Source organism: Pedococcus soli, from assembly GCF_054782575.1.
Genome location: NZ_BAAGSF010000003.1, coordinates 131,374 through 153,919 on the forward strand (window position 1 = coordinate 131,374; position 22,546 = coordinate 153,919).

Annotated in this window: 22 protein-coding genes; 9 read left to right on the forward strand and 13 right to left on the reverse strand. The window is 71.4% G+C overall.

Going from position 1 to position 22,546, the window contains the following annotated elements:
• Positions 1-8: 8 nt before the first annotated feature.
• Genes ACYVKF_RS03600 through ACYVKF_RS03610 form a run of 3 tightly spaced genes read right to left on the reverse strand, consistent with a single transcriptional unit; the run spans position 9 to position 2,430 of the window.
• Positions 9-575: a DUF1003 domain-containing protein gene (locus ACYVKF_RS03600; RefSeq protein WP_082552874.1), complete on the reverse strand. Its 567-nt coding sequence runs from the start codon at positions 573-575 to the stop codon at positions 9-11.
• The gene (locus ACYVKF_RS03605; RefSeq protein WP_056915373.1) at positions 568-1,845 is read right to left on the reverse strand and encodes a magnesium transporter MgtE N-terminal domain-containing protein; all 1,278 of its coding nucleotides are present in this window, start codon (positions 1,843-1,845) and stop codon (positions 568-570) included. Before ACYVKF_RS03605 ends, ACYVKF_RS03600 begins: the two co-directional genes overlap by 8 nt.
• Positions 1,846-1,866: 21 nt before the next feature.
• Positions 1,867-2,430: a hypothetical protein gene (locus tag ACYVKF_RS03610; protein WP_460964895.1), complete on the reverse strand. Its 564-nt coding sequence runs from the start codon at positions 2,428-2,430 to the stop codon at positions 1,867-1,869.
• 51 nt (positions 2,431-2,481) lie between these two features.
• Between ACYVKF_RS03610 and ACYVKF_RS03615 the strand changes: the two genes are divergently transcribed.
• From ACYVKF_RS03615 to ACYVKF_RS03625, 3 genes are all read left to right on the forward strand, one after another.
• Positions 2,482-3,573: an HpcH/HpaI aldolase/citrate lyase family protein gene (locus ACYVKF_RS03615; RefSeq protein WP_056918338.1), complete on the forward strand. Its 1,092-nt coding sequence runs from the start codon at positions 2,482-2,484 to the stop codon at positions 3,571-3,573.
• Positions 3,573-4,484, forward strand: coding sequence for an HpcH/HpaI aldolase/citrate lyase family protein (locus ACYVKF_RS03620; RefSeq protein ID WP_056918337.1), 912 nt, complete (start codon positions 3,573-3,575; stop codon positions 4,482-4,484). The genes ACYVKF_RS03615 and ACYVKF_RS03620 overlap by 1 nt, the downstream gene beginning before the upstream one ends.
• 222 nt (positions 4,485-4,706) lie before the next feature.
• The gene (locus ACYVKF_RS03625; protein WP_460964897.1) at positions 4,707-5,681 is read left to right on the forward strand and encodes a L,D-transpeptidase family protein; all 975 of its coding nucleotides are present in this window, start codon (positions 4,707-4,709) and stop codon (positions 5,679-5,681) included.
• A gap of 10 nt (positions 5,682-5,691) precedes the next feature.
• On the opposite strand, the gene ACYVKF_RS03630 is transcribed toward ACYVKF_RS03625, so the two are convergent.
• Together ACYVKF_RS03630 and ACYVKF_RS03635 are read right to left on the reverse strand one after the other, a co-directional pair.
• Entirely contained in the window at positions 5,692-6,459 is a 768-nt protein-coding gene (locus ACYVKF_RS03630; protein ID WP_460964900.1) for an alpha/beta hydrolase, read from the reverse strand.
• Between the two features lie 45 nt (positions 6,460-6,504).
• Entirely contained in the window at positions 6,505-7,359 is an 855-nt protein-coding gene (locus ACYVKF_RS03635; RefSeq protein WP_056915369.1) for a serine protein kinase RIO, read from the reverse strand.
• A gap of 288 nt (positions 7,360-7,647) precedes the next feature.
• Here ACYVKF_RS03635 and ACYVKF_RS03640 point away from each other — a divergent pair, with 288 nt between their 5' ends.
• Positions 7,648-8,859 carry an acyl-CoA dehydrogenase family protein gene (locus tag ACYVKF_RS03640; protein ID WP_460964902.1) on the forward strand — a complete coding sequence of 404 codons (1,212 nt, stop codon included), beginning with the start codon at positions 7,648-7,650 and terminating at the stop codon, positions 8,857-8,859.
• Between the two features lie 20 nt (positions 8,860-8,879).
• Here the strand turns inward: ACYVKF_RS03640 and ACYVKF_RS03645 are convergent, their stop codons facing one another.
• Entirely contained in the window at positions 8,880-10,586 is a 1,707-nt protein-coding gene (locus ACYVKF_RS03645; RefSeq protein ID WP_460964904.1) for a cell wall-binding repeat-containing protein, read from the reverse strand.
• Positions 10,587-10,708: 122 nt separating this feature from the next.
• Here ACYVKF_RS03645 and ACYVKF_RS03650 point away from each other — a divergent pair, with 122 nt between their 5' ends.
• Entirely contained in the window at positions 10,709-11,281 is a 573-nt protein-coding gene (locus tag ACYVKF_RS03650; RefSeq protein WP_460964907.1) for a YflT domain-containing protein, read from the forward strand.
• Between the two features lie 113 nt (positions 11,282-11,394).
• The gene (locus ACYVKF_RS03655) at positions 11,395-12,138 is read left to right on the forward strand and encodes a PIG-L deacetylase family protein (RefSeq protein ID WP_056918465.1); all 744 of its coding nucleotides are present in this window, start codon (positions 11,395-11,397) and stop codon (positions 12,136-12,138) included.
• A 42-nt stretch (positions 12,139-12,180) separates the two neighbouring features.
• Here the strand turns inward: ACYVKF_RS03655 and ACYVKF_RS03660 are convergent, their stop codons facing one another.
• The 5 genes from ACYVKF_RS03660 to ACYVKF_RS03680 form a co-directional block, all read right to left on the reverse strand.
• Complete coding sequence (locus ACYVKF_RS03660) at positions 12,181-13,674, reverse strand: aminopeptidase P family protein (protein ID WP_460964909.1); 1,494 nt, start codon at positions 13,672-13,674, stop codon at positions 12,181-12,183.
• Between the two features lie 52 nt (positions 13,675-13,726).
• Entirely contained in the window at positions 13,727-14,728 is a 1,002-nt protein-coding gene (locus ACYVKF_RS03665; protein ID WP_056915364.1) for a DNA topoisomerase IB, read from the reverse strand.
• Between the two features lie 63 nt (positions 14,729-14,791).
• Positions 14,792-16,534, reverse strand: a complete 1,743-nt coding sequence (locus ACYVKF_RS03670; protein ID WP_460964912.1) for a glycerol-3-phosphate dehydrogenase/oxidase — start codon at positions 16,532-16,534, stop codon at positions 14,792-14,794.
• Between the two features lie 4 nt (positions 16,535-16,538).
• Positions 16,539-18,062: a glycerol kinase GlpK gene (gene glpK / locus ACYVKF_RS03675; protein WP_460964914.1), complete on the reverse strand. Its 1,524-nt coding sequence runs from the start codon at positions 18,060-18,062 to the stop codon at positions 16,539-16,541.
• 130 nt (positions 18,063-18,192) lie between these two features.
• Positions 18,193-18,738, reverse strand: a complete 546-nt coding sequence (locus ACYVKF_RS03680) for a MaoC family dehydratase (protein ID WP_460964916.1) — start codon at positions 18,736-18,738, stop codon at positions 18,193-18,195.
• A 180-nt stretch (positions 18,739-18,918) separates the two neighbouring features.
• On the opposite strand from ACYVKF_RS03680, the gene ACYVKF_RS03685 reads away from it, so the two are divergent.
• Positions 18,919-19,293, forward strand: coding sequence for a YciI family protein (locus ACYVKF_RS03685; protein WP_056915361.1), 375 nt, complete (start codon positions 18,919-18,921; stop codon positions 19,291-19,293).
• Between the two features lie 36 nt (positions 19,294-19,329).
• Here the strand turns inward: ACYVKF_RS03685 and ACYVKF_RS03690 are convergent, their stop codons facing one another.
• Positions 19,330-20,448 carry a hypothetical protein gene (locus ACYVKF_RS03690; RefSeq protein WP_460964918.1) on the reverse strand — a complete coding sequence of 373 codons (1,119 nt, stop codon included), beginning with the start codon at positions 20,446-20,448 and terminating at the stop codon, positions 19,330-19,332.
• On the reverse strand, positions 20,445-20,963 hold the full coding sequence (locus tag ACYVKF_RS03695) for a SigE family RNA polymerase sigma factor (protein WP_056918327.1): 519 nt from the start codon (positions 20,961-20,963) through the stop codon (positions 20,445-20,447). The genes ACYVKF_RS03690 and ACYVKF_RS03695 overlap by 4 nt, the downstream gene beginning before the upstream one ends.
• A 108-nt stretch (positions 20,964-21,071) precedes the next feature.
• Between ACYVKF_RS03695 and ACYVKF_RS03700 the strand changes: the two genes are divergently transcribed.
• Both ACYVKF_RS03700 and ACYVKF_RS03705 read left to right on the forward strand, forming a co-directional pair.
• On the forward strand, positions 21,072-21,923 hold the full coding sequence (locus ACYVKF_RS03700) for a PHP domain-containing protein (RefSeq protein WP_056915360.1): 852 nt from the start codon (positions 21,072-21,074) through the stop codon (positions 21,921-21,923).
• A complete protein-coding gene (locus ACYVKF_RS03705; protein WP_056915359.1) occupies positions 21,920-22,537 on the forward strand; it encodes a MarC family protein in 618 nt (205 codons plus the stop codon). The genes ACYVKF_RS03700 and ACYVKF_RS03705 overlap by 4 nt, the downstream gene beginning before the upstream one ends.
• Positions 22,538-22,546 lie beyond the last annotated feature (9 nt).

The window sequence follows — 22,546 nt, forward strand, 5'->3', positions numbered from 1 at the left end:
CCCCCATGCTAGGTCGAGGACCCGTCCCGCGAAGAACCGGTCGGGCCGCCGCGGCTGTCATCTCCCTCACGCCGGCGCGACTCGAACCCCCGCTCGTCGAGCTCCTCGAGCAGGCTGCGCAGCTCGGAACGCACGAAGTCGCGCGTCGCGGTGTCGCGCATCGCCAGCCGCAGGGCCGCCACCTCGCGGGTGAGGAACTCGGTGTCGGCGAGGTTGCGCTCGTCTCGGGCCCGGTCCTGCTCGAGGGCCACGCGGTCGCGGTCGGCCTGGCGGTTCTGCGCGAGGAGGATGAGCGGCGCGGCATACGAGGCCTGCAGGCTGAGCATGAGCGTGAGGAAGATGAAGGCGTAGGGGTCCCAGCGCAGGTCAACCGGGCCGAAGGCGTTCCAGCCGATCCACGCGATGACGAACAACGTCATGTAGATCAGGAAGCGCGGCGTCCCCATGAACCGGGCGAAGCGCTCGCTCCAGACGCCGAACGTCTCCTGGTTGACCGACGGCCGGGGCAGCAGCGTGCGACGGGTCTCGCGTGGCTGGTCCAGGCGGGCGGGGGCGCGGTTCTGGCGCTCAGCCACGGGTCACCTCGTGCCGCTCCTCGCGCCAGTCGTCGGGCAGGATGTGGTCGAGCACGTCGTCCACGGTGACCGCTCCGACGAGGCGGCCGTCCTCGTCGACCACGGGCACCCCGACGAGGTTGTACGTCGCGAGCATCCGGGTGACCTGGCCCAGGGGCGCCTCGGCCGTCAGGGGCTCGATCTCCTTGTCGAGGATGCTGCCGATGGAGCCGTGCGGGGGTTCGCGCAGCAGGCGCTGGATGTGGACCATGCCGAGGTACTTGCCCGACGGGGTCTCGTGCGGGGCGCGGCAGACGTAGATCGTTGCGGCGAGGGCGGGGGACAGCTCGACCCGGCGCACGACGGCCAGGGCCTCGGCGATGGACGCCTCAGGGCCGAGGATGACCGGCTCGGTGGTCATCATGCCGCCGGCGGACTCCTCGTCGTACGTGAGGAGGCGCCGCAGGTCGGCGGCCTCGTCGGGCTCCATGAGCTGCAGGAGCTCCTCCTGCTTCTCGGTGGTGAGGTTGTGCAGCAGGTCGGTCGCGTCGTCGGGCTCCATGGCCTCGAGGACGTCGGCGGCCCGCTCCACCGGGAGCGAGTCGAGGATCTCCACCTGGTCGTCCTCGGGCAGCTCCTCGAGGACGTCGGCCAGCTTGTCGTCGTCCATCGCCTCGGCGACCTCGGCACGGCGCTTGGGCGACAGGTCGTGGATGACGTCGGCGAGGTCGGCGGACTTGAGGTCGTCGTAGGTCTCCAGCAGCAGGGCCGCGGACTGGCTGCTCGACGACTGGTGGATGCCGGTGACGTCCTCGACAGGAACCAGCACGGTCGCGCCGCGGCGTCGGCGGAACGGCCCGATCGCGGTCCGGCTGCTCCCGCCCTGGCGCACGAACACCTTCGAGATCGACCAGTCGCGGCTGCGCTCGCGCTCGATCGCGACGTCCTCGACGGTCGCGGAGTACGCGCCCTCCGGGTCGGCGACCGTGACCGGGCGCTCGAGGATCTCGGCCATGACGAGGACCTCGTTCGTGCGCTGCTCGAAGCGGCGCATGTTGACCAGGCCGGTCGTGATGACCTGTCCGCCGTCGACCGAGGTCACGCGGGTCATCGGCACGAAGACGCGACGTCGGCCGGGCACCTCGACAACGAGGCCGATGACGCGTGGTCGGCGCCGTGAAGCCCCGAAGGTCACGACGACGTCGCGCACCCGACCCACCTGGTCACCGAGCGGGTCGAACACGCTCAGGCTGGTCAGGCGGCCCACGAAGACACGCGACGGAGTGCTCACGCCGCAAGGCTATCCGGCCGGTCAGCCGCCGTCAGGGAGGCGGTTGCCGCGACGGCGCCGTGGCCGTCCGCGCCAGTGCCACGGACGCCACGTGGAGGTCGTCGCCACGGACACCGGCACCGGTGCGGCGCCCGACCCGGTGTCGTAGCTGCCGGGTGCCTCGAGCGGTGCTCCGTAGGGGGTGAGCGCCCGGACCGTGCACTCCCGGGCCCAGCGGTCCAGCGCATCGGCGGCGGCGTTGAGCCGGCCCGCCTTGAGGGCGTCGGTCGCCACGGCCCAGCGCTCCTCGTCGGGCCGGATCTCGCGCACGCTCGCGGACACGGTGAGGAGCCGTCCGCCGGTGTCCTTGCTGCGGGCCACGAGCGTGACCTCCTCCGGCAGCCACGGCAACGTCTGCTCGCCCGGACCGGAGACGACGTAGACCGTGTCCTCGGCCCAGGCGTGCCAGAAGGGCCAGGCCCGGTCGCCGGGGGGTTGCACCCACATCAGGCCTGACTTGGAGGCTGCCTCGGCGAACAGCGCCGTCACGTTCAGCGGCGGGCTCGCTGGTGCCGTCCCGGGCTGGTCGGGAGCGGTCTCGGTCACACGTGAACTCTGTCATAACCCCCGCGTGACTGTCGCTGCTAGCGTCGCCGCGTGCGCAGCCCCAAGGACTACTTCGCCCCCCTTGCCGTGGGTGCCCCGGCCCCCCTGACGCAGGTGCCCTCGAGGCCCTCCCGGGTCATCCACTTCTTCGACCCGAGCAACGAGAAGATGGCCGCCAAGGTGCCGGCGATGGTCGGCACGGTCGACGTCCTGCTCGGCAACCTCGAGGACGCCGTGAAGGCCGACCGCAAGGTCGCCGCCCGCGAGGGCCTGGTCGCGATCGCGAAGGCGACCGACTTCGGCGACTCCACCCAGCTGTGGACCCGCGTCAACAGCCTCGACAGCCCCTGGGTGCTGGACGACCTGACGACGCTGGTCACCGAGATCGGCGACAAGCTCGACGTCATCATGGTGCCGAAGGTCCAGGGCCCGGAGGACATCCACTACGTCGACCGCCTCCTCGCCCAGCTCGAGGCCAGGGCCGGGCTGACCCGCCCGATCCTGGTGCACGCCATCCTGGAGACCGCCCGCGGCGTCGCGAACGTCGAGGAGATCGCCGGCGCCAGCCCGCGCATGCAGGGGATGTCGCTCGGACCGGCCGACCTCGCGGCCGACCGCCGGATGAAGACGACCCGCGTCGGTGGTGGGCACCCCGGGTACCTCGTCCGCCAGGACCCTCCCGAGGGCGTCGACGACGCCGTGCACGCCGCGCGCGCCACCTACCAGCAGGACCTGTGGCACTACACGATCGCGCGCATGGTCGACGCCTGCGCGATGCACGGGATCTTCCCCTACTACGGTCCCTTCGGTGACATCGCCGACGTCGTCGCGTGCGAGGACCAGTTCCGCAACGCGTTCCTGCTCGGCTGCGTCGGCACGTGGTCGCTGCACCCGGTGCAGGTCGAGATCGCCAAGCGGGTGTTCAGTCCGTCGCCCGAGGACGTGGCCCACGCCCGGCGCGTGGTGGACGCCATGGGTGACGGCACCGGTGCGGTGATGCTCGACGGGAAGATGGAGGACGACGCGAGCCTCAAGCAGTGCCAGGTGGTGCTCGAGCTCGCCGAGCGGCTCGCCAGGACCGATCCCGCACTCGCGCAGGCGTATGCCGTGAAGTCGCCTTCTCTCGAGGGCGAGGGTTCCTGATGGGTGACCTCGGACCGGGTGCAGGCGACGAGGGTGCGCAGGCGGCATACCGGCCTCGTCGTTCGGTCCTCTACATGCCCGCGTCCAACGAGCGGGCCCTGGAGAAGGCCAAGACGCTTCCCGTGGACGCGCTGATCCTCGACCTCGAGGATGCGGTGGCCCCCGACGCGAAGGTCCAGGCACGCGAGAACGCTTGTGCTGCAGCACGATCCGGTGAGTACGGGCCGCGCGAGGTGACCATCCGCATCAACGGCAGCGGGACGCAGTGGCACGAGGAGGACCTCGCGGCGGCGTGCGCGGCAGGCCCCGACGCGGTCGTCGTCCCCAAGGTCGGGTCGGCGCAGGAGGTGCGCGACCTCGTTGCCGCGATGGAGGCAGCCGGGGCCCCGGCACGCACCTCGCTGTGGGCGATGGTGGAGACGCCCGCCGCGATGCTGCACTGCGAGGAGATCGCGGCCGCCTCCGAGCGGCTGACCGTCCTCGTGATGGGGACCAACGACCTCGCCAAGGAGCTGCAGGCCGAGCACGTGCCCGGGCGGCAGCCGCTGCTCACCGGGCTCGGGCTGTGCCTGCTCGCAGCCCGCGCGACGGGCACGGTCATCCTCGACGGCGTCTACAACGACGTCCGTGACGCAGAGGGCTTCGCTGCGGAGTGCCTGCAGGCCAGGCAGCTGGGGTTCGACGGGAAGACGCTGGTGCACCCCGGACAGGTCGAGCCCTGCAACGCGGTGTTCGCGCCGAGCCCCGAAGCCGTGGAGGAGGCCAAGGGCATCCTGCGCGCATGGGAGGACGGGGCCGGAGCAGGGGTCGTGACCTACGGCGGCAGGATGATCGAGAGCCTCCACGTCGACACCGCCCGCCGGGTGCTGACGGTGCACGAAGCGGTCTCGGGGTCCACCTCGACAAGTTGAGAAATCAACTCGAATCGGCAGGCAACCTTTGGCCCCCGCTCCGCGTCTAGGTGAGTGCGGTCGCCCTCGGGGGGAGGGCGACCGCGCCATGTCCGGGGCCGTGGGGCCAGGTCTCGAGTCGGCAACGACACGCATCCGGGACAACCGGTTTGCGTGCTGGTGCGTCACCCTGTGTGAGGTTCCGCAGGTACGGCCTCACCGCGCAGCGACGAGAGGGACACCATGACCCACCACCGACTCGACCCACGCCGTTCGACGACGGTCCTGGCCACGGGCCTGATGGTTGCCGCCACGGCCCTCAGCGGGTGCGGCATGGTGTCGGTCGGGAGCGCGAGCGCCTCGTCGAGCGGACCGGTCGCCGGAGCTGCGCCGTCCTCCTCGGACCAGACGTCCGCCGACACCCCCTCCGCGGACACCCCGAGCGCCGACCCCACGACCAGCGAGCCCACCGAGGCGACGCCGGCCGTCCCCAGCGACAGGGCAACGGCCACGCCGACGACGAAGCCGACCACGAAGCCGGCTCCGGCGCCGACCAGGCCGAAGCCGACCACCAAGCCCGCCCCCACTCCGACCGCGCCGAAGCCGCAGCCGGTCCCGACGGAGGGCGACACCCTCCACGTCGGCGACTCGGGGCCGTACGTGAAGTCGGTGCAGCAGCGACTCTCATCGCTCGGCTACTGGAACGGCACCGCGGACGGCGAGTTCGGCCTGCTGACGTCGCAGGCCGTGATGGCCTTGCAGAAGGCCGCCGGCCTGGGCCGTGACGGTGTGTACGGGCCCTCGACCCGGAAGGCCCTCCAGGCGGGGACCCGCCCGCAGTCGCGCATCGGTGGCACCGGCATCGAGATCGACAAGGCCCGACAGCTGCTGCTCGTGGTCCGCGGTGGGCGCGTCACGACGATCCTCAACACCAGCACCGGGAGCGGCGAGACGTACACCTCGAGGGGCAGCCAGCACGTCGCGAACACCCCGGCCGGGACGTTCAGCACCTTCCGCTCCGTCGACCACCTCGACAAGGGCCCGCTCGGCGACCTCTGGCGCCCCCGGTACTTCAACGGTGGCATCGCCGTCCACGGGGCGGCTTCGATCCCCGGATACCCGGCGTCGCACGGCTGCGCCCGCGTGAGCAACCCGGCGATGAACATGATCTGGGCCGACAACCTGATGCCGATCGGTAGCCGCGTCGTCGTCTACTGACGCGGATCGCTCAGAGCTGCTTGGCGATCCACTCGAGCTGGCCCCGGGCGTGCTCGCGCCAGTAGGTGTTCGTGTGGCCTCCGGCGTCGACGGTCAGGGTCGCTGACGGGAGTACCTTCGCGAAGGCACGGTTCGCCGCCACGAAGGGGTCGCGGTCCCCGCAGTCGAGCCGGACGGAGAGGCCCGCGAGGACGTCGGCCCGGTCGAACACGTCGTGCGCGAGGAAGTCCTCCCGGTCGTCGAACGCACCCGAGGCGCTCGCGCCCGGGCCGGTCCAGAGGGCCGCACTCTCGGCGACCACGGCGCCCACGCCCTCACGACCGAGCTGTGACGCCAGCAACAGGGCCCCGTAGCCGCCCATCGACCACCCGAGGAGGGCCACCGGGCCGCCGTACCCGCCCTCGCTGCGGGCGAGCGGCAGGAAGTCGTCGACGACCATGGCCCCCGTGTCCACGCCGCTGCGGCGCCGGTGCCAGTAGGAGTCGCCGCCGTCGACCGAGGCGATGGTGAGCCCGGTCGCCGCCACGTGCTCGTCGAGGTGCAGCGAGTCGAACGCCGAGCGCGCGCTGCCGCCCTTGCCGTGCAGGACGACGACGAGCGGGCTGGCGCCGCGCCCGGCGTCGGGGAGGGCCATCTCCCACCGGATGTCGTGGTCCGGCCAGTGACGGCTGCGCAGGGTCCCGGACCGGCGCCGGGGGCCGCTGGCGCCGCACCCCGCGAGGCCGAGAGCTGCTCCGGCTGCGCCGAGGAGCACCCCGCGCCGGCTCACCGTGGACATGCCGCGAGCCTAGCCGCGCCCCGCTGGGCGCTCGGTCGCCGCGCCTCACCACCGGGCGGTCGAGGCGGCGACGAGGTCACCGAGGAGCTCGCCCTCGTCGACCGCCAGGCCCCGGGTGGTGAACCAGCGGCACATGTTCGTGACGTCGCGCTCCAGGAACTCGAACCCGCGCGGGTTGCCGATGATGTCGACGATCTGGGGCCAGTCGATGACGACGAGGCGGTCGTGGTGGAGCAGGACGTTGTACGGCGAGAGGTCGCCGTGGGTCCAGCCCCGCTCCGCCAGGACGACCATGACCGAACGCAGCTGCTCGAAGAGCTCGGGCAGCAGGGCCGCCTCCGGTCGCGCCTGGGCCAGCCGCGGTGCGGCCACTCCGTCGGCGCCGATGAACTCCATGAGCATCTCGCGATCGCTGAGCTGCACGGGGTAGGGAACGGGGATCCCCATCTCCCACAACGTTCCCAGGGCCTCGAACTCCGCGATGGCCCACTGCCCGGAGAGCAGCTCCCTGCCGAACTCGGTGCGTCGTGCCATGGCTCGCATCTCGCGGCTGCGACGGACCCGGCGTCCCTCCTGGTAGCCGGCGTCGCGGTGGAACATCCGGTGCTCCCCGGTGCGGTAGCGCTTGGCGGCGAGGAAGCTGTCGACCGCCGGCTCGGTCGTGCCGTCGGGGATCCAGCGACGGACGATGTGGACGTCCGCCTCCTTGCCCGTCTTGAGGACGCCGAGGTCGGTCTCGACGGCGCCGAGCGCGGTGATGACCCAGTCGGGTCGGGGTTTCGGACCGTGCGTGGCACCGTCCCAGCTCGACCAGCGCTCGCCCTCGGGCGGGTCGTCGGGAAGGCTGTCGAACGAGAAGAGGTCAGCCCCTGGAAGGGCCGCGGACTCCTTGAACTGCATGGGTGAACTCCAAGGGAAGAGGGGAGAGGGCACAGGTGGTGCCCGGGACCGTCGTGGACATCTCGGCCCTCCGTCTCTTCCGGTGTGGAGCTCGGGCGCGGGCTCGGCTGCCCAGCGCTTCCGGTGAGAGCGTGACAGACCGGTAGGCCGCCCCGCCACCGATTTACCGACGCTGCGCCTCCCCGCGGGTGGGGAGGCTCACACGGGCTGAACCTGTGCCGGGACCGAGCCGCTCGGCATACTCGCGGGAGGTTTCCTTTCCCGCGAACGCAAGGTGGCGATCCCCGGATGTCCCGACTCCAGCAGACCGACGGACTGAGCGACGAGCAGGTCGAGCTGGTCAAGCTCGTCAAGGAGTTCGTCGACGAGCAGATCATCCCGGTGGCGCAGGAGCTCGAGCACGCCGACGAGTACCCGACGCAGATCGTCGAGGGCATGAAGGAGATGGGGATCTTCGGGTTGATGATCCCCGAGGAGTACGGCGGCCTCGGCGAGTCCCTGCTGACCTATGCGCTCGTGGTGGAGGAGATCGCCCGGGGCTGGATGTCCGTGAGCGGCATCATCAACACGCACTTCATCGTCGCCTACATGCTGCTGCAGCACGGCACCGAGGAGCAGAAGCAGCGGTACCTGCCGCGGATGGCGACCGGTGAGGTGCGAGGGGCGTTCTCGATGAGCGAGCCGGGTCTGGGGTCGGACGTCTCGGCGATCAAGTCCAAGGCCGTCAAGGGCGGCGGCGAGGGCGACGCGACCGAGTGGACCCTGACCGGCCAGAAGATGTGGCTCACGAACGGCGGCAGCGCGAATCTCGTTGCGGTGCTGGTGAAGTCGGACCTCGGCGCCGACTCGGTCTACAAGAACATGACGACCTTCCTCGTCGAGAAGGAGCCCGGCTTCGGCGAGACCGCGCAGGGCGTCACCATCCCCGGGAAGATCGAGAAGATGGGCTACAAGGGTGTGGACACCACCGAGCTCGTCCTCGACGGGCACCGCACCACGTCGGCCCAGATCCTCGGTGGCGAGCCGGGCAAGGGCTTCTACCAGATGATGGACGGCGTCGAGGTGGGCCGCGTCAACGTCGCGGCCCGCGCCTGCGGCGTCTCGATGCGGGCCTTCGAGCTCGGGATCGCCTACTCCCAGCAGCGCGAGACGTTCGGCAAGAAGATCGCCGAGCACCAGGGCATCCTCTTCCGCCTTGCCGACATGGCCACCAAGGTCGAGGCCAGCCACCAGATGATGGTGAAGGCCGCCCGGCTCAAGGACGCCGGCAAGCGCAACGACCTCGAGGCAGGGATGGCCAAGTACCTCGCCTCCGAGAACTGCGCGGACGTGGTCGAGCAGTCGTTCCGCATCCACGGTGGCTACGGCTACTCGAAGGAGTACGAGATCGAGCGGCTGTACCGCGAGGCCCCGATGCTCCTCATCGGCGAGGGCACCGCCGAGATCCAGAAGATGATCATCGGTCGGCGCCTGCTCGAGGACTTCGCGCTCAAGAAGTAGCAGCGGACCCGGGAGCGGGCTCAGTACCTCGGTGCTGCCGGCAACCCGAAGTAGTCCTCGATGGTGTGGAACCCACCGGCCTTGTAGTCGCGTGACGTCGCGGCGCCGAGGTAGCGGAAGTGCCACGGCTCGGGGCTGTAGCCCGTGGTCGGGGTGCGCCCGCTCTCGTAACGCAGGACGAATCCGAACCGGGGGGCGTTGGCCGCGAGCCAGCGGCCCTGCGGGGTGTTGCCGATGCAGCGGTAGTCGTTGCAGCTGGGGTCACCCACGGGTGACAGGTCCATGCCGAGTCCGGTCTGGTGCTCGCTGTAGCCGGGCCGGGCGACCACCTTGTCGGCGGCGGCCACGCCCCGCAGTGCGACCTCGGCGTTGTAGACCTGCACCTGGTAGGAGTAGGAGCGGTAGCCGCTGAGGAGCGCGATGCGACCGGCGCCCTCGGCTCTGGCGGCGTCGATCATCGTCTTGAGCGCGGCGGCAGCGTCCCTGCGGAGCTTGTGGCCGTTGATCGTCGCGACGTCGGGCTGGACGAGGCCGCTGGGTGCATAGCTCTTCGGGCTGAGGCGTCGCTGCTTGTTGGCGACCACCCACAGGCTGTCCGCGGCCGTCAGGCTCCGACAGGTTCCGAGCGTCCCGACGTACCCGCGGATCGCTCCCGGACCGCCGACGAGGCGAACCCTCGAGATGGCCGTGCGACTCAGCTCTGTGCGCACGGAACCGTTGGCGCAGTAGGCGTAGGAGAGGTAGAGGGGTCGCTTGGACCGCCCCGCGAGCACCCCGACGGCGAGGGCGTCGGCGAAGCCGTTCCCCGCGGCCACGTAGGCGTCCCCCCGGGAGAGGGACGGGAACGCCCGGCTGTTGACGGCGATCGTGGTGGTGTACCGGTCGGCGCCGGCGGAGCGGGTCACCGCCGAGGAGCCGACGAGGGACCGCAGACCCGACTCGATGCCGCTGGAGACCACCCCGGTGCCGCCCGCGATCCGCACCGTCGTCACACCGAGGTCCTTGAGCAGCTGGCTGGTCGCAGCGGGCAGTGTGCGCGAACGACCGTCGACGAGGACGACGGGACCGCCTGCGGCGGAGGCCGCGGGGCCGGCGGAGAGGGCGTCGGCATACCCCTGGCCGGTGGCGACCCAGGCGGTGCGGGCGCCGGACGGGAAGCCCTCCCGCGCGACCGCCGCGGAGGTGGCGTAGCGATCGGCCCCCGAGATCCGGCTCACGGGGAGGCCGAGGGCGCTGACGTCCCGCATCGCCCTGGCGGAGACCGCCCCGGCGCCACCGACGACCACGACACGGTCGGGCGCCAGGCGACGCAGCTCGGTCGCCGTCGATGCGGTGAGTCGGTCGGGCTGGGTGAGGAGCAGCCCGCCGCCGCGGGCCACCGCGGTCGGGCCGGCAGCCAGGGCGTCCGCGTAGTCGGCCCCGGAGGCGAGGTACACGGTGGTCAGGCCCGCGGGGTTCGCGCTCGGGAAGGCAGCCCGGGAGGCGGCGGCGGCGGTGGCGTAGCGGTCGGCGCCCGCGAGGCGGTCCGTGGTCGGGGCGGCGGCAGCGGTGACGGGAGACGGCACCGGGCCGGCGTCGGGACCGACGTCCCGGGTGGTGGCCTTGCCGGCGCGGGCGTCGGGATCGGCCCTGGGTGCCGCGTGCGCCGTTGCCGGGACGGCGAGGAGGGCGATCGCGGCACAGGCCGAGACCGCCCTGGCGCGACGGAGAGTGCTGGCCGGGGACACCACTCCAGAGTGACACCTTCCCCGAACGGGCGCGAGGGTGGTGTCCCCGTCACGGCTGAACAGGGGAGGACCGGACCCCGGCCGTTCAGGCAACGTCCAGCGGGCTTTGACACACTGGGGGCATGAGCACGCAGCCGACCGCCCTCAGTCGCTCCCGCGCCGTCCTCGCGCTGGAGTACCCGATGTCCCTGGGCCGGTACGACACCTACGACAAGGCGCAGCGGGCGGTCGACTACCTGTCGGACCACGAGTTCCCGGTGCAGAACGTCCTCATCGTCGGCACCGACCTCAAGCAGCTCGAGAGGGTGACCGGACGCCTGACCCGCGGACGGGCTGCCCTCGGCGGGCTCATCTCCGGCGCCTGGCTCGGCCTGTTCGTCGGCGCGGCCTTCGCCCTGTTCGACAACCAGGGCCTGTCCGGCATCCTCGCCACGGTGGCCTTCGGCGCCTTGTTCGGCGTCGTGTGGAGCCTCCTCGGTTATCAGATCACCCGGGGCCCGAGGGACTTCACCTCGGTCATGCAGGTCGTGGCCACGCAGTACGAGGTCCTCGTCGAGCACAAGTTCGCCGCCCAGGCCCGTGAGCTGCTCACCCAGATGGACCCGATGGCCGCTGCCCAGGCGCAGGCCGCGGCGAACCTCGAGGCGGCTCGGCAGCAGCAGGCGCACCCGGGTCAGCAACCCCCGCCCGCCTGACGGAGCCACCCGGCACACCCACAGCCGGTCCCCGGCGGCGCACCCGCAGCCGGTCCCTGGATGCGTGACCTCGGGGGATGGGCAGGACGGACGCCGGGTCGTACGCTGCCGGGATGAGCGAGCCCGCCGGTGACCGACCCGCCCTCGTCGACTTCGGTGACGACTTCTCCTCCGTCCTGTGCGTGGTCGCGCACCCGGACGACATCGAGTACGGCACCGCGGCAGCCGTGGCGAAGTGGACCGCGGCCGGCAAGACCGTCACCTACTTCCTGCTGACCCGCGGCGAGGCGGGGATCGACACGATGCACCCCGACCAGGCGGCCGGTGTCCGCGAGCAGGAGGAACGGGACGGCGCCGCGCTCGTGGGGGTGACCGAGGTCGACTTCGGCGACCACCGCGACGGGAACGTCGAGTACGGGCTCCCACTGCGCCGGGACATCGCCCGCGAGATCCGGCGCCGCAAGCCGGACGTGGTCGTCACCGGTCACTACGGGGACCGGTTCGTCCAGGGGATGCTCAACCAGGCCGACCACCGGGCCGTCGGGCTCGCCTGCGTCGACGCGGTGGCCGACGCCGGGAACCGCTGGATCTTCCCCGAGCTGGTCGACGAGGGGTTCGAACCCTGGAACGTCAAGCGGCTCTGCTTCGGCGGCTCACCCACCCCCACCCACTTCGTCGACGTCACCGACCACGTCGAGCAGTCGGTGGCCTCGCTCGAGGCCCACGCGGCCTACAACGCGGCCCTGCCCGACACGTTCCCCAAGCCGGCCGAGCTGATCGGCATGATCCTCGGGTGGGGTGGTCAGGCGGCCGGCGTCGACAAGGCGCTGACCCTCGACGTGGTGGACCGCCGCTGAACGAGGCACGACACGTCGCGCCTCGCTCAGCGACTCAGCGACTCAGCGGGACTGGACCTCGGCGATCCAGGCCTCGACGTCCTGGGACGTGCGCGGCATGCCGGCGGACAGGTTCTCGTGGCCGTCGGCGGTCACCAGGACGTCGTCCTCGATGCGCACCCCGATGCCACGGAACCGCTCGGGTGCCTTGAGGTCGTCAGCCTTGAAGTAGAGCCCCGGCTCGACGGTGAGGACCATGCCCGGCACGAGCTCGGCGTCCATGTACTCCTCGCGCGTCGCGAGCGCGCAGTCGTGCACGTCGAGGCCGAGGTGGTGGCTGGTGCCGTGCACCATCCAGCGGCGGTGGTACTGACCGTGCTCCTTGTCGAGGGTCCCCTCGACGTCGACGCCCTCCGGCAGCAGACCCCAGGTGTGCAGGTGCTCGGCAATCACGCGGATCGCGGCGGCGTGCACGTCGGAGAACTTGTTGCCGGGCTTGACCGCTGCGAGGCCGGCCTCCTGCGCGGCATACACGGCGTCGTAGATCTCGCGCTGCGCGTCAGAGAAGGTGCCGTTGACGGGGAGCGTGCGGGTGATGTCGGCGGTGAAGAGGGAGTCCACCTCGACCCCTGCGTCGAGCAGGATGAGGTCGCCGTCGTTGATCTCCCCGGTGTTCTTGATCCAGTGCAGCGTGGTGGCGTGGTCGCCGGCGGCGCAGATGGAGTCGTAGCCGACACCGTTGCCCTCGTGCCGGGCGGTGAGGCCGAAGACGCCCTCGACCCAGCGCTCGCCGCGGCCGTTGGCCAGCGCCTCGGGCAGGTCGGCGATGACCGCCTCGAACCCGTGGTGGGTCGCCTCGACGGCCTTGCGCATCTCCTCGACCTCCCACTCGTCCTTGGTCAGGCGCAGGTGGGAGAGGAAGTGGGCGAGCTCGTCGTCGCTCTCGGTGAGCTCGTCCTGATCGGTGTTCTCCGAGGCGCGTGCGGCGTCGAGCTGGCGGGTGAGGTCGCGGTCGGCGTCACGCACGACGCGGACGGTCACCTCGCCCGAGTCCTTGACCGCGGCATCGGCGAACTCGTCGATGTGGCGGGCGGTGAGGCCGAGCTCGGTCTCGATGTCCTCGATGGTGGGGCGTGCGCCGACCCAGAACTCGCCGTACCTGGAGTCGGCGAAGAACTCGTCGCTGTCACGACCCGCGAGGGGACGGAAGTAGAGGATCGACTCGTGCGAGCCGTCGTCGCGGGGCTCGAGGACGAGGACGGCGTCCGGCTCCCGGTCACCGCCGAGGCCGGTCAGGTGGACGAACGCCGTGTGGGGCCGGAACACGTAGTCCGTGTCGTTGCTGCGCACCTTGAGGCCCCCGGCGGGGATGACCAGGCGGTCGCCCTCGTAGGCGGCGCTCACGGCGGCACGCCGGTCCGCGGCATACCGGGCGGCCTCGCTCAGCCCGGTGGCACCCGGGGTGCGCGGTGCCCAGTCCTCGGCGACGAACGCGCGGAACTCGTCGGTCGTCGGGCGGGCGCGGTTCTCCGGCTTGGTCTGCTCTTCGCTGCTCACGGCGCCATCGTGCCATGGAGGTATGACGTGTCGCAGCCCCCGGGGCGGGCCCTCAGCTCGGCGCGAGCAGCGCGAGCACGGCCTTCTCGATGGCGGCCTGACGGCGTTCGGGGCTGCGGAACCGGCTGGGGTCGACGTCGATCGTCGTGCCCGACTCGTAGCTGTCGAGGACGCGCGGGTCGATGTAGGAGTTCTTGGCGATGGTGGGAGTATTGCCGAGGTAGCTGGCCACCTCCTCGACGGCGGCCTTGATGGCGCGCTTGCGTGAGGTCTTGGTGTCGCCGGGCTCGTTGCTGGAGCGGAGGGCGACCGCTGCCAGCACCGTCGCGTGCCACGTCCGGAAGTCCTTCGCGGTCATCTCGCCGCCGAGCAGCTCGGCGAGGTAGGCGTTCACCGTGGTGGCGTCGAGGTCGGACCACCGCTTCGCGTCCTGGTAGGCCAGCAGCCGCCTGCTCGCCGAGCGCCGCTTGCGCAGCCGGTCGAGCGCCTCCATCGCGGCCGTGTCGTCGATCTCGATGCAGTGCTCGATCCCCGACTTTCCCACGAAGCAGAACACGATGACGTCACCCTTGCGCGTGACGTGCTGGCGCTCCAGGGTCGTCAGCCCGAACGACCCGTTGTCCTCGGTGTACGCGTCGCTGCCGATACGGAAGTAGCCCAGGTCGAGCAGCCGGACGGCCACGGCGGACGCCCGGCCGCGCGGCATACCCTCCAGCGCGAGGTCCGCGAGGACCCGCTTGCGCGCGGCCGGCAGGCGGGCGGCGGCGCCCAGGACGCGGTCGAACTTCGCGGCGTCCCGCTTGATCCGCCAGTCCGGGTGGTACAGGTACTGCCGACGGCCGGCCGCGTCGCTCCCGACGGCCTGGATGTGGCCGTTGGGGACGGGGCAGATCCAGACGTTCTCCCACGCTGGGGGGATGACGAGGGCGCGGATGCGTTCGACGTCGGCGGCGGGGAGACGGGCGCCGTCGGCGTCGAGGTAGACGAACCCCTTGCCGGCCCGGCGACGGGTCCAGCCACGGGAGGCGGGGGAGACGGTGCGCAGGCGAGCCATGGTGGGACCCTAAGCCAAAAGCGCAGGTCAGGCCCCTTGGAGAGGGCGTATGGCGCGGCCGCGCTACAGGGTGCTGTCCGGCCCGCTGCGACGGGCCTCGTCGGCGGAGGCGTCGTCCGGCATGGTCTGGCTGACCCGTTCGGCCTCGACCCGGCCGAGGTAGATCGCGATCTCCTCCTGCGTGCGGGCCTCGTCCCAGCCGAGCACGGGTGCGACGAGGGCCGCTGCCACGGGTGCTGCCGAGACCCCGCGGTCCCAGGCCTCGATCGAGATGCGGGTGCGGCGGGTCAGGATGTCGGTGAGGTGGAGCGCTCCCTCGTGGGACGCGGCATACACGACCTCGGCCTGGAGGTGGTCCTCGGCGCCGTCGAGGGGTTGTCCCAGCTCCGGGCGCTCGGCGACGAGGGCGAGGACCTCCTGGGTGAGGACGCCGTAGCGCTGCAGCAGGTGCTCCACCCGGGCGACGTGCAGCCCGGCGTCGGCGGCGAGGGAGTGGCGCTGGTTCCAGATCGCGGCGTAGCCGACGGCCCCCACGAGGGGAACCGTGTCGGTCGTGGACGCGGGGACTCGGCGCGAGATCGCCTGTGCCGCTTCGTCCACGGCGTCCTTGGCCATCACGCGGTAGGTCGTGTACTTGCCTCCGGCGACGACGACGAGTCCGGGGGCGCTGTGGGCCACCACGTGCTCGCGGGACAGCTTGCTCGTGGACTCGGACTCGCCGGCGAGCAGTGGGCGCAGCCCGGCGTACACGCCCTCGACGTCCTCGTGGGTGAGCGGCGTCTGGAGGACGCGGTTGACGTGGTCGAGGATGTAGTCGATGTCGGCACGGGTGGCCGCGGGGTGCGCCTTGTCGAGTGCCCAGTCGGTGTCGGTGGTGCCGATGATCCAGTGCCGGCCCCACGGGATGACGAAGAGCACGGACTTCTCGGTGCGCAGGATCAGGCCGGTCGAGGAGTGGATACGGTCCCGCGGCACGACGAGGTGGATGCCCTTCGAGGCGCGCACGTGGAACTGCCCGCGCTCGCCGACCATCGCCTGGGTGTCGTCGGTCCAGACACCCGTCGCGTTGACGATCTGCCGGGCGTTGATGACGAACTCCTCGTCGGTGAGCTTGTCGATCGCCCGGACCCCGGTGACGCGCTCACCCTGGCGCAGGAACCCGATGGCGGCGACACGGTTGGCGACGTGGGCGCCGTAGTGGGCGGCGGTCCGGGCCAGCTCCATCGTGTGGCGGGCGTCGTCGACCTGGGCGTCGTAGTACTGCACGGCGCCGGTGAGGGCGTCGTTGCGCAGGCTGGGCATGAGCCGCAGCGCCTGGCGGCGGGTGAGGTGGCGGTGGTGGGGCAGCCCGGCGCCGCCGCTGGCCGCCATGGCCATCGCGTCGTAGAGCGCGATGCCCGAGCCGACGTAGGCGCGTTCCCAGCCGTGGTGGGTGAGGGGGTAGAGGAACGGGACCGGGCGCACGAGGTGCGGCGCGAGGCGGGTGAGCAGCAGGCCGCGTTCGTGCAGGGCCTCCCGGACCAGCGCGAAGTCGAGCATCTCGAGGTAGCGCAGGCCGCCGTGGATGAGCTTGCTCGACCGTGACGACGTGCCGCTGGCGAAGTCGCGCTGCTCGATCAGGCCTGTCGACAGGCCCCGCGTCACGGCGTCGAGGGCCGTGCCGCTGCCGACGACCCCGCCGCCGATGACGAGCAGCTCGAGCTCCTCGCCGGACTTGAGGGTTTCGATGGCGCGCTGGCGGGACTGCGGCGAGAGCCCTGTGGTCCGGGCGTTCCCGGTCGTCCCGGTGGCGGTTCCCGTGGTCATTGCCCTACCCCTCGTCGACGTCCACCCAGTCCAGGGTGCGTTCCACGGCCTTGCGCCACCCGGCATACCCGTCGGTGCGCTGCTCGTCGCTCCAGGTCGGCGACCATCGCTGGGACTCCTGCCAGTTGGCGCGCAGCTCCTCGGTGCCGGACCAGAAGCCAGTGGCCAGACCTGCAGCGTAGGCCGCGCCCAGGGCGGTGGTTTCGGCGACCACCGGGCGTGAGACGGGCACGCCCAGAATGTCCGCTTGCAGCTGCATGCAGAGGCTGTTGGCGGTGACGCCGCCGTCGACCTTGAGCACCTCGAGCTCGACGCCGGAGTCCTTGGTCATCGCGTCGGCGACGTCGCGGCTCTGGTAGCAGATCGCCTCGAGGGTGGCCCGGGCCAGGTGGGCCCCGGTGTTGAAGCGGGACATGCCGACGATGGCGCCGCGGGCGTCGGGGCGCCAGTAGGGCGCGAACAGCCCGGAGAAGGCTGGGACGAAGTAGAGGCCGCCGGTGTCCTGCACGGACCGGGCGAGGCGCTCGACGTCGCCGGCCCCGGAGATGATCCCGAGCTGGTCGCGCAGCCACTGGACGGCCGAGCCGGTGACGGCGATGGACCCCTCGAGCGCGTAGACCGGCTTGGCGTCGCCGAACTGGTAGGCGACCGTCGTCAGCAGCCCGGACTCGCTGCGGACGATCTCCTCACCGGTGTTGAGCAGCATGAAGTTGCCGGTGCCGTAGGTGTTCTTCGCCTCGCCGGGGCTGAAGCAGACCTGGCCGACGGTGGCCGCGTGCTGGTCACCGAGGTCGCCGGCGAGCGGGACTTCCCCACCCAGGGGGCCACCGGGGCGGGTGGTGCCGTAGAACGCCGGGTCGGAGCTCGGCCGGATCTCGGGGAGCATCGAGCGCGGGATGTCGAAGAAGGACAGCAGCTCGTCGTCCCAGTCGAGGGTCCGCAGGTCCATGAGCATGGTGCGGCTGGCGTTGGTCACGTCGGTGACGTGGACGCCGCCGTCGGTGCCACCGGTGAGGTTCCACAGCAGCCAGGTGTCGATGGTGCCGAAGACCGCGTCGCCGTCGTCGGCCGCCTTGCGTGCGCCGTCGACGTTCTCGAGGATCCACTGGACCTTGCCCGCGGCGAAGTAGGCGGCCGGCGGGATGCCCGCGCGCTCGCGGATGACCTCGCCCTTCCCCGACTGGTCGAGGGCGCGGGCGATCTTGTCGGTGCGGGTGTCCTGCCAGACGATCGCGTTGTACAGGGGGCGACCGGTGCGACGGTTCCACACGACGGTGGTCTCGCGCTGGTTGGTGATGCCGAGCGCGGACAGGTCGCTGGCCTGCAGGTCGAGGTGGGCCAGGGCGGACGCGATCACGGTCTGGGTGCGTTCCCAGACCTCCAGCGGGCTGTGCTCGACCCACCCGGCGCGCGGCATGATCTGCTCGTGCTCGAGCTGACGGCGGCCCACCTCGGCTCCCGCGTGGTCGAACACCATGAACCGCGTGCTCGTCGTCCCCTGGTCCACCGCGCCAACGAAATCGGCCATGCCCAGACCCTAGCGGTGCAGTGACCGACCCGACGGGGGCTGTTCGTGACCCGATCCGCGCTCAGTGAGCGCGAACTGTCGGCAAGGCTGGGCCTTTGCGACAGTTGGTGCTCACCGAGTGACGGAGGGCTCAGCCCTCGGGCGCGGGGGTGGGGGCCGGCGCGGGCTCGACCAGCTCGGGGCGGCCGGGCTGCTCACCACCGCGGGCGGCGAGGTAGCTCTCCTTGGGCACCATGACCTTGCGGCGGAAGATGCAGACCAGCGTGCCGTCCTGGTTGTAGCCCTTGGTCTCGACGTGGACCACTCCGCGGTCGTCCTTGGACTTGCTCTCCCACTTGTCCAGGACCTCGGTCTGGCCGTAGATCGTGTCGCCGTGGAACGTCGGTGCGACGTGGCGCAGCGACTCGACCTCGAGGTTGGCGATGGCCTTGCCCGAGACGTCGGGGACGGACATGCCCAGCAGCAACGAGTAGATGTAGTTGCCGACCACGACGTTCTTCTTGAACTGCGTCGTGTTCTCCGCGTAGTTCGAGTCGAGGTGGAGCGGGTGGTGGTTCATGGTCAGGAGGCAGAACAGGTGGTCGTCGTACTCGGTCACCGTCTTGCCGGGCCAGTGCTTGTAGACCGCGCCGACCTCGAACTCCTCGTAGCTGCGTCCGAATTGCATGGTGGCCATCCTGCCGAGGCTTGCCGGACAAGGACACCGGTATGCCGCGTGGGTTCCCTCACAGCGCGCGCGCACGTCGGGTGGGCACGTGGAGAAAGATCCTGAGCGAAATGTCGAGCACGCCGGGCTCCGGGCGTCATGGTGGTGACCGGGCCGCACGGCCACCAGCACCCAGACAGGGAGCCCCACATGAAGTACGTCATCCTCATCCACTCCAACCCCCAGCCCTGGGGTCACCCGACGGCCGACTTCCTGGCCGAGCACCAGGCGATGCCGGCAGCCGAGCGGGAGCGGCTCAACGCGGACTTCGAGGCGGTCATGCAGGACCTGTCCGAACGCGGCGAGCTGGTCGGCGGCCAGGCCCTGGGCGATCCGCGGGAGGCGACCCTGGTGCGGTTCGAGGGTGGCCGGCGCAAGGTGACCGAAGGTCCCTACGCCGAGACGACCGAGCACTTCGCGGGGTTCTTCCTCATCGACGTCGCCGACCGCGCACGGGCCGAGGAGGTCGTGCTGAAGTTCGCAGGACCCGGGGAGACCGTCGAGCTGCGCCCCGTCGCAGAGTGAGCGGGGTCGTCGCTGAAGGGGCGACGCCCCCTGAACTCACGGCAGGTCGAAAGAATGCGAGGCCCCGGTTCCGTCCGTCCAGCTGACTGAGGGGACAGGGTCGGGGCTGCTGTCGTCCATCCCCGTCAGCTGGATCGCCGTTGCCCACACGCCGCCCGTTACCTCGACCGTCGTGAAGGTCCACCCGTCGACGAAGCGCGCAGCGGTGTCGCCCCGGGGCGCGACGGATACGGGCTTGGAACGGGTGAGCCCGTAGAGGGTGGCGTAGGCGCCGCCGTCGCCGCGGGCGAACTCCTGTGACTGACCCGGGTCGAGCGTTAGGAGGCCCAGGTGCTGCAGTCCCAGTGTGGGGGAGTCCGCCTTCTCCACCTCCACGAGGGCGGTGCCGGTGGGCGTGGGCCGGGCGGTGAAGCGCACCGGAAGGGGGGACCATCCTGCCCCGCCCCCCTTGGCGGGGATGGTTGCCGTGAACGACGCCGGCATCCGGGCGGCGCCTCGCTTGCCCGTTCCCGTGGTCCACGCCAGGTCCTGCCACGGCTTCGTCCACGACGCGGGGATCGACGCGACCGTCAGCCACTGGGAGGTCCCGGCCACCGGGGCCGACCCCAGGTGGTCCAGCGCGAACCCCGTCGAGCCCATCCGGATCGAGTCCACCGGTCCTTGCGTGACCAAGATCGCGAGCGGCCCGTCGGTGTACGCCACGTCTGCGAGTTCCGGCCGGTCGAGGCGAAGCCCGGCCACCGTCCGGGGGACCCCCTCGACGGAGTTCTCGAGGGCGGCGAAGCGATGCCCGTCCGAGACGAGGCCGCGGACCGTGTAGGCCATGGTCGAGCCGGCGGGCCGCAGCTCGGAGCGGGACCCGAACGCGCCCGCATTCACCCGTGCCGTGGCTGTCGAAGCAGTCGACGGTGTCGAGGAGGTGGCCGTGCCCACGGGCGCGACGGCCCGCCTCGGCGCGGTGTCGCCGAGCGCCACCCCGACCGCCAGGGCCGCGAGCGACACGGCGGTCGCGGCCGCTGCACGCGACAGCCCACGTCGTCTCGCGGCGCGCCGACCGAGCCCGATCACCGAGGCCGGGTCGAGGTGGTCGAAGGCGACCTCGCCGGCAGCCGCGTGGAGGTCCTCGCGGACGCGGTCCTCGAAGGTGCTGGTCATCGCAGGCTTCCCTCGGTGGTCGACTCGTTTGTGGGGTAGGAGGCCCGAAGGGTGGCAAGTCCTCGTGAGGCGGCGCTCTTCACCGAGCCGACGGAGATGCCGAGCAGGTCGGCCACGGCGTGCTCCGACAGGTCGTTGTAGTACCGCAGCACGACGACCCGTCGCTGCTGGTCGGGCAGTGCGGCGAGCATCCGCACGACCCGGTCCCGGTCGTCGGCGGTGGTTCCGTCGTGGTGGGGGCGTTCGGGAGGCTCGGCCACCGGGTGCTCGCCCCTCGTCTTGCGCCACGTGTCCGTGCGATGGTTGATGAGGATCCTGCGCGCGTAGGGGAGGGCCTCGTCCTCGTGGACCCTGGACCAGACGACGTAGGTCTTCACCAGCGCGCCCTGGACCAGCTCGTGGGCGGCATCGTGCGAGCCGGTCAGCAGCCAGGCAGTGCGCAGCAGGGACGGTGTGGACCGCGTCACGAAGTCGGCGAAGGCGGCATCGCGTGCCGCCTTGTCGCTCCTGCTCATGCTCACCCCTCCCGTGGTCGACACCCTGCACTACGGCGGGAGCGTCCGAAAGGTTGCCGCGCGCGCAGGGCGGCGAGGACACGCCGGGCCTGCCCCTACCCTTGGGGCGTGCTCATCGACCTCCACACCCACTCCTCGGCGAGTGACGGCACCCAGCCGTCCGCCGACGTGGTCCGGTCGGCCGCACTGGCCGGACTGGACGTGGTGGCCCTGACCGACCACGACACGTATGCCGGGTGGCCGGCCGCCGTCGACGCCGCCCTCGAGGTCGGGGTCGGCCTGGTCCGCGGCGTGGAGATCAGCTGCCAGCACCGGGGCATCAGCGTCCACCTGCTCGGCTACCTCGTCGACCCGGACCACCCCGAGCTGCGCGCCGAGCTGGCCCACGCCAAGGACTCCCGCGAGACCCGGGTGGCACGCATGGTGCACGCCATGGCGGCCGACGGCATACCGGTCACGCTCGAGCAGGTGCGCGGGCTCGCCGGTGACGGTGCCACCCTGGGCCGGCCGCACATCGCCGACGCCCTCGTCGACAGCGGCGTGATCCGCACCCGCGACGAGGCGTTCGAGGACCTGCTGCGCAACGGAAGCCGCTACTACGCCTCGCACTACGCGCCCGACCCGGTGCGCGCCGTCGAGCTCGTCCGGGCGGCGGGCGGGGTGCCGGTCATGGCGCACCCGTTCGCCAACGGTCGCGGCTGGACGGTCGGCGACGAGGTCATCGAGTCGATGGCCCGGGCCGGGCTGGGTGGGCTCGAGGCCGACCACCGTGACCACACCCCGCGGGAGAAGGCGCACGCCGTCGACCTCGCCGCGCAGCTGGGACTGTTCACGACCGGCTCGAGCGACTACCACGGCACCGGCAAGCAGAACGTGCTCGGCGAGAACACCACGGACCCCCTGGTGCTCGCCGAGATCGAGGACCAGGCACGGAGCGACATCGAGGTGGTCAGGCCGTGAACGACATCGTCGACCTGCAGGTCCTGGGCTCGGTCTTCGTCACCCTGCTCGTGATCATGGACCCGCCGGGCGCCCTGCCGATCTTCCTGGCCCTCACCGGCACCCTAACGCAGAAGCAGAAGATCGCCGCCGCCCGTCGCGCCTCGCTCGTGGCGCTGGGCGTCATCGTGCTGTTCGCGGTGTTCGGGCAGCAGATCCTCACCTACCTGCACATCTCGCTGCCGGCGCTGCAGGGGGCCGGTGGCCTGCTGCTGCTCCTCGTGGCCCTGCAGCTGCTCACCGGTTCGGAGCAGGAGCAGCACGCGGACGCAGGCGTGAACGTCGCCCTGGTGCCGCTCGGCACCCCGCTGCTCGCCGGACCGGGGGCGATCGTCGCCACGATGCTCCAGGTCAAGCGTGCCGACGGCCTCAGCCAGTACGTCGCGGTGGCGCTGGGGCTGATGGCCACGATGTTCGTCGTGTGGCTGTTCTTCCGGTTCGCGGGGCAGGTCCACCGGGTGCTCAAGGACAGTGGCACGGTCCTCATCACGCGCATCGCAGGACTGCTCCTGTCCGCGATCGCCGTCCAGATGGTCGCGGACAGCATCCGGGCCTTCGTCAGTGGCAGCGCCTAACGTGGCGGG

Coding starts and splice junctions, on each gene's coding strand:
- ACYVKF_RS03620 (WP_056918337.1), top strand. CDS start 3,573: ATGGGTGACCTCGGACCGGGTGCAGGCGACGAGGGTGCGCAGGCGGCA.
- ACYVKF_RS03625 (WP_460964897.1), top strand. CDS start 4,707: ATGACCCACCACCGACTCGACCCACGCCGTTCGACGACGGTCCTGGCC.
- ACYVKF_RS03630 (WP_460964900.1), bottom strand. CDS start 6,459: ATGTCCACGGTGAGCCGGCGCGGGGTGCTCCTCGGCGCAGCCGGAGCA.
- ACYVKF_RS03635 (WP_056915369.1), bottom strand. CDS start 7,359: ATGCAGTTCAAGGAGTCCGCGGCCCTTCCAGGGGCTGACCTCTTCTCG.
- ACYVKF_RS03640 (WP_460964902.1), top strand. CDS start 7,648: ATGTCCCGACTCCAGCAGACCGACGGACTGAGCGACGAGCAGGTCGAG.
- ACYVKF_RS03650 (WP_460964907.1), top strand. CDS start 10,709: ATGAGCACGCAGCCGACCGCCCTCAGTCGCTCCCGCGCCGTCCTCGCG.
- ACYVKF_RS03655 (WP_056918465.1), top strand. CDS start 11,395: ATGAGCGAGCCCGCCGGTGACCGACCCGCCCTCGTCGACTTCGGTGAC.
- ACYVKF_RS03665 (WP_056915364.1), bottom strand. CDS start 14,728: ATGGCTCGCCTGCGCACCGTCTCCCCCGCCTCCCGTGGCTGGACCCGT.
- ACYVKF_RS03670 (WP_460964912.1), bottom strand. CDS start 16,534: ATGACCACGGGAACCGCCACCGGGACGACCGGGAACGCCCGGACCACA.
- glpK (WP_460964914.1), bottom strand. CDS start 18,062: ATGGCCGATTTCGTTGGCGCGGTGGACCAGGGGACGACGAGCACGCGG.
- ACYVKF_RS03680 (WP_460964916.1), bottom strand. CDS start 18,738: ATGGCCACCATGCAATTCGGACGCAGCTACGAGGAGTTCGAGGTCGGC.
- ACYVKF_RS03685 (WP_056915361.1), top strand. CDS start 18,919: ATGAAGTACGTCATCCTCATCCACTCCAACCCCCAGCCCTGGGGTCAC.
- ACYVKF_RS03690 (WP_460964918.1), bottom strand. CDS start 20,448: ATGACCAGCACCTTCGAGGACCGCGTCCGCGAGGACCTCCACGCGGCT.
- ACYVKF_RS03695 (WP_056918327.1), bottom strand. CDS start 20,963: ATGAGCAGGAGCGACAAGGCGGCACGCGATGCCGCCTTCGCCGACTTC.